The sequence below is a fragment of the Paenibacillus glycinis genome, assembly GCF_009909185.1.
GTDB classification, from domain to species: Bacteria; Bacillota; Bacilli; order Paenibacillales; family Paenibacillaceae; genus Paenibacillus_Z; species Paenibacillus_Z glycinis.
Genome location: NZ_JAAAMV010000001.1, coordinates 812,901 through 827,759 on the forward strand (window position 1 = coordinate 812,901; position 14,859 = coordinate 827,759).

Sequence of the window (14,859 nt, forward strand, 5' to 3'; positions counted from 1 at the left end):
GTTGCACCTCCTATGAAAAATGCTGCTGCGCGCCGCGTTTGGCCCGATAACGCTCCAGCGTCCCGTTGCCCAGCAGGACGAATCCGAAGCAGAAGAGCGCGATGGCAAGGCCCGGCGGAACGATCCACCACCACGCGTCGTACATGATCGCGTTGTTGCTGTGCGCCAGCGCCAGAATCGTGCCCCAGCTTACGCTCCGCGGATCGCCGATGCCGAGGAAGCTGAGCCCGGCTTCCGCCAATACCGCCTGCGTCGTCACGCTGACCAGGTTCGCCGCGATGATCGGAAACAGGTTCGGCAGTATTTCCTTGATCATGATCTCGGCGTTGCTCATCCCGACGACCCTGGCCGCCTCCACGTACCCGCGCTGCCGCTCCGACAGCGTCTGGCTGCGGATGCTGCGCGCCATGTAGAGCCAGCTTAGCAGGCCGATGACGAGAATAATGCTCGTCAGCCCCATCGAGGGCAGGAACGAAGCCAATATGATCATCAGCGCCATCACGGGAATGATGAGCAGCAGGTCCACGACGAACATCAAGGCATCGCTCACCCATTTGCGGTAGAAGCCCGCGGTGAGGCCGACCAGAACGCCGATGACCGTCGTTATCGCGCCCGCCAGAATGCCGACCAGGAACGAGGTATGCGTGCCGTATATCAGCTGGGCGAATACGTCCTGGCCATAGCTGTCCGTACCGAGCAGGTGCTTCATGGACGGCTTGAGCCACGCCTCGAAATCGATATCGTTCTTGGGATAAGGGGCTAGCCGCGGTCCGATAAACGCCGCGGCGGCAAAAAACGCGAGGATCGCGAGTCCCGCCAGCTGCTTGGCATTGTGCCCGGAGGCACCCGCAGCCGATGCCGATTTGGCCTTCATTGCATTCATCAGCTCCTAGTTCAGATTGACGCGCGGATCGATCAACGGGTAAATCAGGTCGGCCAGCAGGTTGACCGCGATGATGGATACCGCGATGACCAGGAAAGCGCCTTGAATCAGCGGGTAATCGTGATTCAGGATCGCGTTGTAGGTCAGCATGCCGATTCCGGGATAGGAGAAGACGATCTCCATCGTGATCGCGCCGCCGACGACATGCCCGAGCGAAAGCATGAAACCCGTGAACGACGGAAGAAACGCGTTGCGGATCCCGTAATGAAACACGCGCCTTCGGGCCGATAAGCCTTTGGCGCGGGCAAGCACCATATAATCCTCCGATAGGACGCGGATCAAATTATTGCGCAGGACGAGGATATGCGTCGCGATCGAGGCCAAAGCCAGCGACGCGATCGGCAGCACGGCATGATAGGCAATGGAGCCGAGCTTATGCAGGCTGTCCAGCGAATCGTATTCGACCGGAATGGCCTGCCCCATGGGAAACCAATCCAGCTTATAGGCAAAGATCAGAATGAGCATGATTCCGACCCAGAAATACGGGACCGAATTAATGAAGAAGCTGACGCCGAGCGCCGAATGATCGAACCAGGAGCCGGGCTTCAAGGCGCCTTTGATGCCAATGAACCAGCCGGCCGCATAGCTCAGCAAAGTGGCGATGAGCACGATCCCCAGTGTCCAGGGCAAGGCGTTCCACAGCACGTCCTTGACCGGCACCGGGTAGTTGAAATACGAGATACCGAGATTGCCGTGAAGCAATTGCGCGATATAGCTGCCGAACTGATGAACGAGGCTCGGATCGTCCAGCCCGAACTGCTTGCGCAGCGCATTCGCGACGTCGGGCGAACCGAGCGCCGTCTGCGAGGCGATCATTTCCGCGGGATCTCCGCCGATGAGCCGCGGGAGCAGGAAGTTCATCACGATGGCCGCGAAGAGAGTCGCGATCGCAAACGCGACTCTCCGGATCACATAGGACAATTGAATCTTCATCGGGAATAGCTCCTCTTTATTTCTTGGTTACCTTGGCAAGCGAGATGACGGACGTCGCCGGAACGCTCGTATCGTAGTTGGTAAAAGCCGTCTCGCTGTATGGCGTCTTGCCCGTGCTGTACAGCGTGACGATCGGCGCCAGCTCCGCGACCCGGTCCTGCACTTTCTTGTACAGCTCCGCGCGCCGAACGGCGTCGGCCGAAGCGGCTTGGTCGAGCCATTGATCGACCTGGGCGTCCTTGAATCGCTCCCAATTCAAGCCCGGCGTATTCTGGCCGATCGGCGCCGTCATTTTGCTATGGAACACTTCGAGCGCCGCCTGCGGATCCGGCGGTACGGTAATGCCGTTCTGAATCAGATCGTAATTGCCCGCCATCGCCAAGCTCGTCAATTCCGGCCAGGTCACGAGTTTAATGGACGTCTCGATTCCGGCCTCCTTCAGCCAACCGGTTATCATCGTGCCTTCCTTGTTCTGCGCCGGGGCATTCGCCGCCATGTAATACACGAAGCTCAGCTTCACGCCGTCTTTCTCGTAGACGCCTTTGCCGTTCTTCTCGTAGCCGGCATCCGTCAAGGTCTTGTTCGCCTGCTCGATGCTGAACTGCAGCGAAGGATCCTTCTCCAGGTCCGCGTCCACCAAGCTGCCGAACCCTTGCGACAGGAACCCCGGATTGCCGAGCGTCGCGGCGCCCATCTCGCCTTTGTCCACGATCTCTTGACGGTTGACCGCCTGCTGGATCGCTTTGCGCACTGCCGGATCCTTCAGCCCCGGTTTGTCGTTGTTGATAATGACCGCGTAGGTGGACAAGCCCGGGAACTGCTGCAGCTTGTTGTCCTTGTTCTCCAGGAGCTTCGGCAGGCTCGGCATCGCCAAGGCTCCGGTCGTGCCTTGAATCTCGCCCTTCTGCAGCGACAGCGTGATGGCCGGCGAATCCTTGAATCGCTGCAGGACCAATTCGCCGATCTTCGGCGCGCCGAGGAAGTAATCCGCGTTGGCCGCCAGCAGTATGGCGCTTTCGTTGATGCTTTTGAACGTGAACGCTCCCGTCCCGACCGGCGTCTTGTTCAAGAACGTCTCCGGGTTCTCTTTCTCGAACACGTGCTTCGGCACGATATAGACCGTAGAGAGGTAGTTGGGCAAGGAAGGGAACGCGCCGTTCAGTGCGAACGCGACCGTATCCGCGCCGACCGCCGTTACTTTGCTCAGGCGAGTGTCGCTCCACAGCTGATAGGAATCCAGGACGGGATGATCTTTAAGCGTTTGGAACGTATAGACCACGTCGTCGGCCGTGAAGGGCTGCCCGTCATGCCATTTGGCCGCCGTATTGAGCTTTACCGTGAACGTCTTCCCGTCCGCGGACCAAGCTCCGTCATCGGCCGCCAGTCGGTCGATCAGCTCGCCCTTGACCGGATTGAAGTAAAACAAGGCATCGTACACGTAGTCGAACAGCGGTCGATAGTTCCCTGTTTTCAAAAACGGATTGAAATTGTTGACCTGCTCGGGATTGATGATGTCGCCGAGCCGGTAAGAAACGTTCTCCGTTTTCGGCGGATTATCGGGCGAGGCCGTGCCGGTATCGGCGTTTCCGGCCGAATTGCCAGCAGCCGGCGAATTGCCCGCGTTATTGCCGCAGCCCGCGAGCAGCGCAACGGACAGCAGCGCGGCGATGCCTAGCGGGAGCAATCTTTTCTTTCTGGATAGTGGCGTTGGTCGAGATCTCATGTTCATGTAACCCTCCATTTATCATGATCCGCTTTAACCGGCCGACAAAAAAAACACAACGCAAAATCGATTGCCGCTGGCGGCAATTGCTCGCATCGTGTCTCCGGATGTCCGGTAGATCAATTCCTATAAGAATAGTCGGTTATTCGCTAACGGTTTCATCATACAACCCGCTTAACACTTTGTAAACCCTTATTTATACACTGTTCATTTCTCGTGGGATTCGTCGTATAATGGAGGACGCAAGAGGATCGGGCGGACCGGTCCGCGAATGAAATAGGCACGCGGAAATAGGCATTTCGACATACGTACGCAGCATGGGCAAAAAGAGAGGTTGGGTCGCGTTGAAAACATGGGAAGAAGAATTGGACGAACTGCGCAGCAAACGGCGCGATCAGATTTTGGACGCGGCCAGGGAGATCTTTCTGGAGAAGGATATGGCGCAAATCACGATGGTCGATATCGTGGCCAAGGCGGGGGTCAGCAGGGTTACGCTCTATAAATATTTCAATTCCATTCACGAGATCGTCTTCGAAATTCAAATCAAAATCATGAACGAGATCTCGCGGTACTTCGAGGTGGAAGGCGACGCCGGCAAGACGGGCGCGGATAAACTCGGCTTCATGATCAACGGCTGGCTCCGGCTGTATCGCGAGCAGCCCGACCATCTGCGGTTTATCGCGCTTTTCGATCATTTTTACCGCAGCTCCTTTCCGTCCGAGGAGCTGCGCAAGCGGTACAAGAACTCCATGGAAGACCGGGGCGAGAAGTTCAAAGCCGCCATCGAAGAAGGCATTCGTGACGGCTCGCTGCACGCGGTATTCGATCCTACCCTGCTGGAGACGATGATTCAGAACACCTTGATCAGCATGATGCTGCGCATGGCGACGAGGGGGCATCTCATTCAGAAGCAGTGGGACATCGATCCCGAGCAGATCTTGATCTATCTGATGCATTTCATGTCGCAGTTCGTCCGCACGACGCCGGAGTTGTCCGTATTCGGACTGCCGCCGGCCGCGCGACCGTAAAATCGGGACATAAAAAAAAGCTTGAATGCTCAAGCTTTTCGCCGATACGCGATGTCCTTATCGTCTAATGATCGATTGACAAATGCCGCTCATAACTTCGGGCAGCATATCTTCGTTAATGACGCGCCCATACTGTAACGATCCTTTGATGGCCGCCAATACGACCAACGCCATCGCTCGCGAATCCGCTTCGCGGCCGGATGCTTCATCGGTGATCATGTCCTGCATGACCGTCAGCTCCAGACGGCTGATCTCTTGCATTTTAACCCGCATCCGTTCCGGCAGCAGTTCGAAATCGGTCTGCAGCGCCGATACCGGGCATATCTCGTTCGCCGCGAATTTCTCGGATTGCAGCCGATAAAACCGGTCCAATTTCTTTTCTAACGACTCCCGGGAAGTCGCGATGCTGGCCGAGAATTCGGTCAGCCTCAGATGGAGCCGGTTCAGCACGGCGAGACCCAAATCTTCCTTTTTTTCGAAATGATAATGGATGCTCGCTTTCGTTATGCCGAAATGCTTGGAAATATCGTCGTAACTAAAGGCGGCATAGCCCTTCTGTTGAATAAGCGATTTCGCGAAGCTGATAATTTCCGATTTTCTGTTTTCCATGTCGTTCGCAAGTCAAATCTCGACCTGGAGGGCCGCGGCCCCCCGGAAGGACTTGCACTTCTCCCTTTCGCTTTAGATGACGCCCTCAATCTGCGCTTCGTTGATGCGTTTGATGAAATCGTTGATGACCAGTACGTGTTTATGCTTGGATTTGAATCCGATCAATAATTCATTGCGAACGCTCATCTGTTCGAACACGACCCGCCATCCGGGTTCCGTTACTTTGTGATGCTTCAGCATATAGGTCGGAAGCAAACTCACCCCCGCGCCTTCCGCGATCGCCATCAAGATCAAATGCAGGCTGGGAATGACATGGACCGGATTGATCGTCGGCCTCGTCTTGAAAAACTCTCTCCAGTATCGCCGAATGATGGGAAGGTCAAGTCCGTAGCTTATCCATCGCTGCCCCGAAAGCCAAAGCTCCTTTTCCTTGTAAGTCTTGCATTCGGGCACGTTCGTTCCGATTGGCGCCACGACGACAAAGCGTTCTTCCATAAGCCGGACGTATTCGATGCCGGGCGTCATAAATTTTTTTGTCGTTAAAATGATGTCTACGCGATCCTCTTTCAGAAGCTCCAGCAATCGGTCGGCATCGCCGAAATAGGTAATCGTATTCAGATCCAATCGCGACAAGTAAGAAATAATGTGCTCCGTGAACAACTCCTGCGTTGAACCGATTTTTATCATTTCCATCGTCGGGGACAAATGCAGCTTCAACCCCATCGTCTTTTCCTCTAACGACTCGATATGAGGCGCCAAATGAGAATACAGCTGCTTGCCGCGTTCGGTCGGAACCAGCTTTCGCGTGGTTCGGGTGAACAACGGTTCGCCCACTTCGGCTTCCAAGGAAGCGAGATGCTGGCTCATCGCCGGCTGGGTCATAATCCGGGTCCTCGCGGCTTCGGTAACCGAATTGTGTTTATAAATGGCGATGAAGCTTCTGTACCATTCAAAATCGACCATAGCTGCTCCTTCTACTAGTCATGGAAAGTTCGACATGAAGTTTCGGTTTCGCGAATGAAACCGACTTTCCCGCTTGCGTAACTGAGATAACCCGCCTTTTAAGTGTAAGATATTCTCACACACACAACAAATTATGAAATAAAGAGTTTGGTATAAATTTATTTATTTAAACAAATCGCTGCCATGCTCTCGAAAACTATCATGCGGTTCATACGTTTGCATGTTAATTTCCATCACAGGGCGCTATCCCTGCAGCGTCGGCTTCAGAAAATTCCTCCGCAAGAAATTGCCTCAATTTTAAGCTCCCAGCTTCAACGTGAAGACTGCCTCCTTTAAATGTTATTTATTCCCATCCCAGAGACGCTTTGCTGCAGAACGTCTCGGTAACGTCAAGACCCCTTTCTTTGGCCGGAACTGCCGCCCTTTTCCTCCTTGCCTTCACTTCAGATTCGCCGGCAAAGCAACTGTCGTACGATTGCGGCGATATATAAATCTATTTATACGCTTTCTTTCATTTCATTATTTGTAGTTCCTATCAATAGACCTTACACTATCACTAATTCCGGACATAAAATGTTAAATTTCCTAACATATAGTTCCGGTACTGCCACACCTATCTATAAATCGGGAGTCGTTTCAACGAGCAGTCGTGCCCGTATAGGCCAGGAAAGGAGCATGTTTATTCCCAACAGACGAGGCATTATTGTTCTACCCGCCTTCATCGCGCAGATTCGGAAGCACCGCGCCTATTTTATCCGCAGCACCCTGACATACGATTCGGAATGATATCGCACCCGATGCGAGTCGAGTCTCAGGACTATTCATCCAGGAGGAGATCATGACTTGAAGCTTCATGCGAAGAAGACAATGTACTTATCGTTATTGCTAACTTCCGTTTTACTTACCGACACCTTGCCATTAACCTTCGATTCATCCATGCACGAGGTTGCTTCGGCGCAAGGAACCGCATCCTCGGGGAAACTCCGAAAGACGATGCTGCCGGAAAGCAATGCAATCGAAGCAGAGCCGGCCATCGAAGTTCCGCCCAGCCCTTTCCCGCAAGCCGATCCTCCGCCGGGAGTTACGCTTCCGAAAGCCGACAGCATTATCGTGAAATATAAACCCGGAACCATCCCGGCCGCGAATGCCTCGGCTTCTGGTTTGACGCTCGAGAGAACGCTGCCAAGTCTTAATGCCGAGGTGCTCAAGGTGCCGGATGGGATGGATATCGGGCCCCTTCTGGCGCAATTCAAATCCGACCCCAACGTCCTGTACGCAGAGCCGGACGACCATGTCGTGACGTCCGAGCCGGATGCCTCCGGTGCCGTCGCATCGCATCGCTCCCCGGCACCGGAGGCCCCGGCATCGCAGTCCGTCGCACCGACGAACGAGCCGGCTGCCGATTCTGCCGCGCTTCAGCCTCTCATCCCGAATGATCCTTATTTCCCACAGCAATGGGGCTTGCACAATACCATAGACAACAGTGAAACAAGCACATCGGATATCGACATCAACGCGCCGGAGGCCTGGTCGCTTCTGCAAGACGGCGGGAAAGAGGTCGTCGTCGCGGTAATCAGCGACGGCGTGGATATCGATCATCCGGATCTGGCGAACCGCATCTGGACGAATGACAAGGAAATCCCGAACAACGGCATCGACGACGACGGCAACGGCTATGTCGACGACGTCCACGGATGGGACTTCAATCATGACGACAACAATCCCGACGATTTGAACGATCCGGCCATGCATGGAACGGTGATATCGGGCACCGTGGCAGCGAACGCGAACAATGCCATTGGGATTGCCGGCGTTGCGCCGAACGCGAAGATCCTTCCCATCAAGACGTTCTCGTCGACCACACGCAGCGGAACATTCTCCCAAATCCTGGAGGGCATCGCCTACGCCGAGCAGATGGGCGCCGACGTCGCGGTGCTGGACTTCACGTCCTGGGAACCGAGCGAATCGATATTGGATGCGCTCCAGCACTCCGATATGCTGTTCGTGGCACAGCCAGGCGAATCTTATCTCTCGGACCTGGACCAATCCCCGAGCTACCCGGCCTCCTACAAGCTCCCGAACGTATTGACCGTCAGCGGCATTCAGGCACAAGGCAAATTGCTGACCGCCTACGGCAAAAAGACCGTTCAGATGGCCGCTCCCGCCTCGGATACATGGACGACCTTGCCTTCGGAAAATCCGGCATACGGCGCCCAAATTGACACCGGCGCATACAGAGCGATCTATAACGGGCTCGGCTTCGAGAATTTGCCTTCGTCGGTCCAAACCGACACCTTCCGCAAGGCGCTCGATTTCTTGGGCGAGGGCATCGACAAACCGTCCATCCTGCTCGTCCAGGACGACAATTCAATCGGCGGCAACGAGGAGGAACATAGCTTCCTGGCGCTGTATAAGAGTTTCCTGCTGTCGGCCGGTTATGAAACCGACGGGATTCCGCTCGACGATGCGCGCGGAACCTTCCACGTCGCGTCCGTACCGAAAAACGAAAACGGCCCCGCCCTGGAAGCCATGCAGGATTACGACGCCGTCGTGTGGTTCACGGGCTATGCCAACGCGAACAGCTTCCCGGATTCGAACGCGCCTTCGGTGCTGACCGACTCCGACAAGGCGAATGTAACAAGCTATCTGCAGGCCGGCGGCCGGCTTCTCCTTACGGGCAGAGACGCGCTCTTCGGAAGCGAAACGTCCCCATTCCTGACGGACGTGCTGCATCTTGACTATCTGTACGATATCAACCAACTCTCCCAAATCGTTAATATAGACAACTACAATTTGATCGGGAACGACGGGACGATATACGCCGGACAATCCGTTCCGCTGCCGATTACGTCGAATAGCGACTTCGTCGCTCCACGGGATTCTTCCGCCCGCGGCAATCTTCTGATCGATATGCCCGACTACAACTACTTTTATGACTCCTACGGCGCCCCAGCCGTCGCGTACGCCGCGGGTACGGCCGCTTTGGTGCTTGGCCAAAATCCGAGCTATGACGCCAAGATGACGATTCAACGACTGATGAACAGCGGGAAGAAGGTAAGCACCTTGGCGGGTGCGACGATATCCGGCAAAATGCTCGACGCATATCGCGCCATCTCCGACAAGGATATCCCCGGTACCCCGCTCGAGGCTTCGGAAGTGAGCGAGCGGCTTGACGAAACGTCTGATTCGGATCGGGTGTACGCGGTCGAACTAAACGCAGGCGAGACCATCCAAGCGGAGCTGACCGGCGACGCGGGCACGGACTTCGACCTGTACCTGTACTCGCCTTCTGCCGTTACCGTCCATGGCAAAACCGGCATCGTCGCCGCTTCCGAACACCCGGGAACGTCCGGCGAAGGCTTCTCTTATCTAGTTAAGCAAACCGGCACCTATTACTTGAACGTCTATGCATTCGCGGGCACGGGCGGATTCACGTTGCGCCTGCAGCACGCCAACGCGAACGGCACTTACGAGGAAGATGCCGATGAATTGACGTTCGCCGGCGATTGGGAGACGGTATCGGACGAAGCGCTGTCGAGCGGAAGCGCGAAACGCATCGATGCTCCGGGCCATGTCGAATTTACCTTCGAGGGCAGCTACATCGAATGGATAGGCGCGAAGAACCCGCAGCAAGGCATCGCCGATGTCTACATCGACGGCAAGATTGCTTCATCCGTTTCCTTGTACGATACATCCGAGTCGACGCGGCAAACGCTGTTCAAGAAAGCTGTCTCCTATGACAAGCATACGATACGAGTCGAATGGACGGGCAAGACCGATCCAAGAGCCAGGAAGGGCGACCCCGCCTTCGTGAACGTCGATGCGTTCGTCGTCAAACATCTCGTCCAAGATGCCGATACCTCCCAAGTGCGGTACGAGGGCACATGGATGACGAGCTTCAGCACCGTATACTCGGGCCACTCCGTCACGACTTCCCTTAAGAAAGACGATTTCGCCGAAATCACCTTCACGGGTACCAAAGTCCGTCTCCTTGCCCCTGTCGGCGACAAGCGCGGCATCGCGAATATCTACCTCGACGGGCAATTGACGAAAACGGTGGACTTTTATCGAACGGTCCGGCAGCAGGGAACCGTCGTCTTCGAATCAGACGCGCTAGCCGACGGCACGCATACCGTTCGCGTCGTGAACAGCGGAACGAAGAATCCGGGCTCTTCCGGCTATGCCGTCTCGATCGATGCCTTCGAGATCAACTAATTCATGCGAGAACAGACACTTTTAATCAAGAAATGGGGAACCCGGATTTGAAGAACATGCATAAGACATTCGCTAAGGTATCTTCCATCATTGTCAGCACGGCCGTCCTAGGGGCCGCCCTGTTCCAGCCTTCCTATGCGGCTGCCGGCGGGGTCCCGACGAACGGCCCGCTTCCGGCCGCCGTCATGGCGGGTTCGGATTTGAATCTGTTCGAGACCTTCGCCGATGCGTTGAAGCCCACGGACAATCCCATTATCGCGCGCGGGATCGACACCTCCTCCTCGAAACCCGTCAGCGTCATCGTTCAATTAAGCGCCCAGCCCGCCGCCGTCGGCAAGTACGCCGCAAGCAAGGGGTATAAAACGCTGGCTGCCGAATCGACCGCGAAAGCGGTGCAGAACGAGCAGGCCGCTTTCATGAAATCCGCCAAAACCAGCGGCATATCGATGGATGTCGGCTATCGGTACAGCCAAGTGCTGAACGGGATGGCCATTACGCTGCCCGGCAACCGGATCGCCCAGCTGGCAAAGCTTCCCGGCGTAAGGGCGATCTATCGGAATCGAACCTATACGGCCAAGCCGGATTTATCCTACGACGCGCAAGCGGAGGACCCGCGAATCGACATGGATCCCCTGAAGCAATTGGGCGTCGATAAGGCTTGGGCGGAAGGCCTCACCGGCAAAGGACTGAAGGTGGGCGTCATCGATACCGGCGTCGATTATGTGCATCCCGATCTGAAAGGCGCATTCAAAGGCGGCCACGATTCCTACTACAACGACGACGATCCTTACGAAGATGTCCCCTCGGAGATCGAGGATAACCCCGGCTCGACCCACGGCACTCACGTATCCGGGACGATCGCGGGACGCGCCGTGAACGCGAATGGAAAGGCGCTGCAGAAAGGCGTCGCTTACGAATCGGACTTATACGTGTATAAAGTATTGGGCGGAAGGTTCAGCACCGGTACCACCTCCATGATCGTCGACGGCATCGAGCATGCCGTCAAAGACGGCATGGACGTCATTAATCTGTCCTTGGGCGACGATGCGACGAAGGATCCTTATTCCGCGGAAGCGGTCGCCATCAACAACGCGGCGCTCGCCGGCGTCGTGCCCGTCATCGCGGCGGGCAACGCAGCCATGGACGCGCCTTACTATTATTCGCTCGGCTCCCCGTCGACGGCGGAACTCGGCATTACGGTCGGCGCCGCCACCAGCCGGATCGACACGTACGAGACGGCCGCTTCAAGCTCCCTGACAGGCCAAGATTACACGCTTCGCGCAATGGCCTGGGCGCCGGGCACGGATTTTGCCGGCCTCCTCGGCTCGGATCCCATTCAAGCCGTTTATCTTGGCTCTGGCAGCGAAAACGATTACGAAGAGAAAGACGTGGCGGGCAAGATCGTCATCATCTCCAGAGTTCACAGCAGCCGGCCTCTGTCGTTCGATTCTCAAATCGCTTTTGCGAAGAGAAACGGCGCCAAAGCGGTCGTCATCTTCAACGGCACGACCAACGCATTGCGAGATTCGCCTAATCTGCCCACTGAGGTCAATCTGTCGGAATCCATTCCTGGCAGGGACGGCCCTATCGGTTACATGGGCTTCCTGGGGCAATATTCCGAATTTATTCCCACTTTCGACATGGCAGGCAAAGAAGGCCGCGCCTTGGTTCGCGCCATGCTGAAGCAGCCCGATAAACCGGTTACGCTGACATTCGACAAGCCCTTCGCGAGCGTCTCCCTGGACGGCGATACGATCGCGGAATTCAGCTCGCGCGGGCCGAACCAAACCGACAACTTCGGAATCAAACCGGACATCGTCGCGCCGGGCCATCGCATCCGGTCTTCGGTTCCCGCATACGGCTTGATCAATCCGCAGGCCGATTACGCCGCGGCATACGCCCGTTATAGCGGTACGAGCATGGCGACGCCGCACGTCGCCGGCCTGGCGCTGCTGTTGAAAGAGAAATACCCCGATTGGACGCCCTCCGACATCCGGGCGGCGCTCGCCAATACGTCCGATCCATTGAAGAATGAAGACGGCACGCTCTACGATGCGTATTCGCAAGGCGCAGGGCGCGCCGATGTGGAAAATGCCCTTCATTCGGCCGCTTTATTGAAATCGCTGGACGAGATTACGATCTTGGACAAGGACATGAAACCGGTCAAGCTTCCAAGCGAAGCAAGCAGCGTCGCATTCGGCGTCATCGATCCTGCCGGCGACGCCGAAGCCGCAAGCACGCTGCAATTAAAGAGCGTGACCGACAAACCGGTGACGTACGTTGCTAAGACAGAACTGCACGAGGCATTCACGAATACGCCCGGTCACGTGACGACCCCGGACTGGGACGACGTCGCGGTCAAGCTGACCGGGCTGGATGCGGGCGGCAAACTCGCGCTCGGCGCGGGAACGGCCCGTACCTTCGGCCTGTCCGTCGAAGCGAAGCCCGGCGCCAAGCCCGGCGTGTATGAAGGGACCGTAGTGCTGGAAAGCAACGGCATCCCGTCTCTGCACCTGCCGTTCGTCTTCTATATCGGGAAGAAGCCGGTCGATAACGAGCACCCGATAAGCTTCAGCCTCACGAACCGGATTGTATCGCCGCAATCGCCGATCGATATTACCCTGCACTTCAACGGCGGTTATAACATCCTGCAGCTCGCCCTGCTGGACAATAACGGGAATTATTACGGGCTGCTCGGGAACTGGAGCAGCAACGAGAACGGCTTTGTGCAATTTGTGCCGAAAGGCGAATATGTCATCGAAGACTTTAACGGAAGCTATCTGTCGCCCGAGCAGAGCGGCGCTAACGGCAGCTTCGACCTGCCTTCGCTTCCGGACGGGCAATATGTATTGTCGGCTTATGCGGCTTATGCGCTCAATCGTTTTGTCTTCGATCAGCAATTCGCGAATATTACGATCAACGTAGACCACAACTACACCGGCGGCGAGCAGCCTGGAGACGGAGACCCCGGCAACGGGAATCCGGGCGGCGGCAACGGGGAGCAGCCGGGTTCCGGAACGCCGCAAACGTCGAACCCTGCGCCTACGCCGACGAAGAGCGACGCGGACGTAACGGCGTCCGTCATCGCGGCCGATCAGAAGACGATTGCGCTGGATGCGAAAACAAGCATGGCAGCCGGCGTTCTGACGGCGACCGTCGACGATGCCGCTCTGGACCAAGCGCTTGACGGCTTGAAGCAATCGGCGGCATTCGTCGTCGACGCCTCGACCGCGGAAGCCGATGAAGCCGAGCTTCGCTTCACGCCGGCCCAGGCGCAGCGGTTGAAGTCCGCGCCAACGGGCAGCTCGGTCGTGCTTGCCTGGAACGGCGCATCCGTCGCGCTCCCGTTATCCGCGCTAGGCAGTCTCGAGGATGGCGCTAGCCTTGTCATCCGAATCAAGAAGAACGAAGACAGCGTCAAGCGCTTCGAGACGGCCTATCCGGATGCCAACGTCATCGGAACGCCGATCGCCTTCGAAGCGGGCTGCGTGAAGGACGACCGCGAGACGCCGCTTCCGATCTCGATCAAAGACACGGTGACGCGCGCTTTCCTCATCGAAGGAGACCTCCAAGCCGCGAACGCAGGCGCCTTGTATGAGGATAACGGCATCGTTCGTCCGGCGCCAGCGACGTTCAAAGCAGGCAAGGACGGCGGCACGGTCGTAACCGTGGCGCGTCCCGGCTTCTCGACCTATGCAGCGGCTAAGCGTAACGTCGCGTTCTCGGATATCGGAACTTCGTGGGCGAAGGACGAGATCCGGAAACTCGCCGCCGATTTCTTGATGAACGGCGTTGATTCCGCCACGTTCGCGCCGAAGCGCAATGTGACGCGAGCCGAATTTGCATCCATGCTGGTCCGGGCGCTCGGTCTGAATGCAGCGCATGAAGCAGCTCCGTTCTCGGACGTGAAAGGGACCGATTGGTTCGCCGGCGAGGTTGCCGCGGCGCAAGCGGCCGGATTGGTAACCGGCGATCACGGACGCTTCCTGCCGAATGCGGCCATAAGCCGCCAAGACTTGGCCGTCATGCTGAATCGCGCGCTCAAGCTGCTGGGCGTCAAGCCGGCGGCAAGCAGCGGCATCGCCTATGACGATGCGCGGTCGTTCGGCGCTTATGCGATCGAAGACATTGGGGCCGTCACCGAAGCCGGCCTGATGAACGGCATTGCCGCGCATGGCGGCCGCTTCTTCTCCCCTGCCGAAGCAACGACGCGCGAGGCGGCCGCCAAAGTGCTGTATCAGCTGCTGCAGGCCGCGAAGCGCATCAATTAACCGTTAGAACAAACCGATAAAGAGCTGGGCCGCACCGAAAAGATGATTCCCGTACTGAACGGGAGTCATCTTTTTTATGCTCCGATCGCGCTGCTGAACAGGTGTCCTCGCAAGATCCCCAGCCAAAAACAAAAACCTTGAATGGCACGGGGCCGTCCAAGGTCAAGGTTACCT

The 14,859-nt window shown here is 56.8% G+C and carries 8 protein-coding genes; 3 read left to right on the plus strand and 5 right to left on the minus strand.

Annotated elements, in window-relative coordinates; translation table 11 throughout:
- Positions 1–10: 10 nt before the first annotated feature.
- The 3 genes from GT019_RS03750 to GT019_RS03760 are packed head-to-tail and all read right to left on the minus strand — an operon-like array spanning position 11 to position 3,599.
- Positions 11–874 (minus strand): ABC transporter permease, encoded by an 864-nt coding sequence (locus GT019_RS03750; RefSeq protein WP_161741307.1) that lies wholly within the window; start codon positions 872–874, stop codon positions 11–13.
- A gap of 15 nt (positions 875–889) precedes the next feature.
- The gene (locus GT019_RS03755) at positions 890–1,876 is read right to left on the minus strand and encodes an ABC transporter permease (protein ID WP_161741309.1); all 987 of its coding nucleotides are present in this window, start codon (positions 1,874–1,876) and stop codon (positions 890–892) included.
- Positions 1,877–1,892: 16 nt separating this feature from the next.
- Positions 1,893–3,599, minus strand: coding sequence for an ABC transporter substrate-binding protein (locus tag GT019_RS03760; RefSeq protein WP_161741312.1), 1,707 nt, complete (start codon positions 3,597–3,599; stop codon positions 1,893–1,895).
- A 344-nt stretch (positions 3,600–3,943) separates the two neighbouring features.
- Here GT019_RS03760 and GT019_RS03765 point away from each other — a divergent pair, with 344 nt between their 5' ends.
- On the plus strand, positions 3,944–4,627 hold the full coding sequence (locus GT019_RS03765; RefSeq protein WP_161741314.1) for a TetR/AcrR family transcriptional regulator: 684 nt from the start codon (positions 3,944–3,946) through the stop codon (positions 4,625–4,627).
- Between the two features lie 57 nt (positions 4,628–4,684).
- On the opposite strand, the gene GT019_RS03770 is transcribed toward GT019_RS03765, so the two are convergent.
- Positions 4,685–5,236 carry a TetR/AcrR family transcriptional regulator gene (locus tag GT019_RS03770; protein WP_161741316.1) on the minus strand — a complete coding sequence of 184 codons (552 nt, stop codon included), beginning with the start codon at positions 5,234–5,236 and terminating at the stop codon, positions 4,685–4,687.
- Between the two features lie 72 nt (positions 5,237–5,308).
- Complete coding sequence (locus GT019_RS03775) at positions 5,309–6,199, minus strand: LysR family transcriptional regulator (RefSeq protein ID WP_161741318.1); 891 nt, start codon at positions 6,197–6,199, stop codon at positions 5,309–5,311.
- A 993-nt stretch (positions 6,200–7,192) separates the two neighbouring features.
- Here GT019_RS03775 and GT019_RS03780 point away from each other — a divergent pair.
- Together GT019_RS03780 and GT019_RS03785 are read left to right on the plus strand one after the other, a co-directional pair.
- Complete coding sequence (locus GT019_RS03780) at positions 7,193–10,414, plus strand: S8 family serine peptidase (RefSeq protein ID WP_407945059.1); 3,222 nt, start codon at positions 7,193–7,195, stop codon at positions 10,412–10,414.
- Between the two features lie 56 nt (positions 10,415–10,470).
- On the plus strand, positions 10,471–14,685 hold the full coding sequence (locus GT019_RS03785; RefSeq protein ID WP_161741323.1) for a S8 family serine peptidase: 4,215 nt from the start codon (positions 10,471–10,473) through the stop codon (positions 14,683–14,685).
- Positions 14,686–14,859 lie beyond the last annotated feature (174 nt).

Excerpts from the sequence above, each read along its gene's own strand:
- GT019_RS03755 (WP_161741309.1), bottom strand. The coding sequence starts at position 1,876 with ATGAAGATTCAATTGTCCTATGTGATCCGGAGAGTCGCGTTTGCGATC.
- GT019_RS03780 (WP_407945059.1), top strand. The coding sequence starts at position 7,193 with ATGCTGCCGGAAAGCAATGCAATCGAAGCAGAGCCGGCCATCGAAGTT.
- GT019_RS03750 (WP_161741307.1), bottom strand. The coding sequence starts at position 874 with ATGAAGGCCAAATCGGCATCGGCTGCGGGTGCCTCCGGGCACAATGCC.
- GT019_RS03760 (WP_161741312.1), bottom strand. The coding sequence starts at position 3,599 with ATGAGATCTCGACCAACGCCACTATCCAGAAAGAAAAGATTGCTCCCG.
- GT019_RS03785 (WP_161741323.1), top strand. The coding sequence starts at position 10,471 with ATGCATAAGACATTCGCTAAGGTATCTTCCATCATTGTCAGCACGGCC.
- GT019_RS03775 (WP_161741318.1), bottom strand. The coding sequence starts at position 6,199 with ATGGTCGATTTTGAATGGTACAGAAGCTTCATCGCCATTTATAAACAC.
- GT019_RS03770 (WP_161741316.1), bottom strand. The coding sequence starts at position 5,236 with ATGGAAAACAGAAAATCGGAAATTATCAGCTTCGCGAAATCGCTTATT.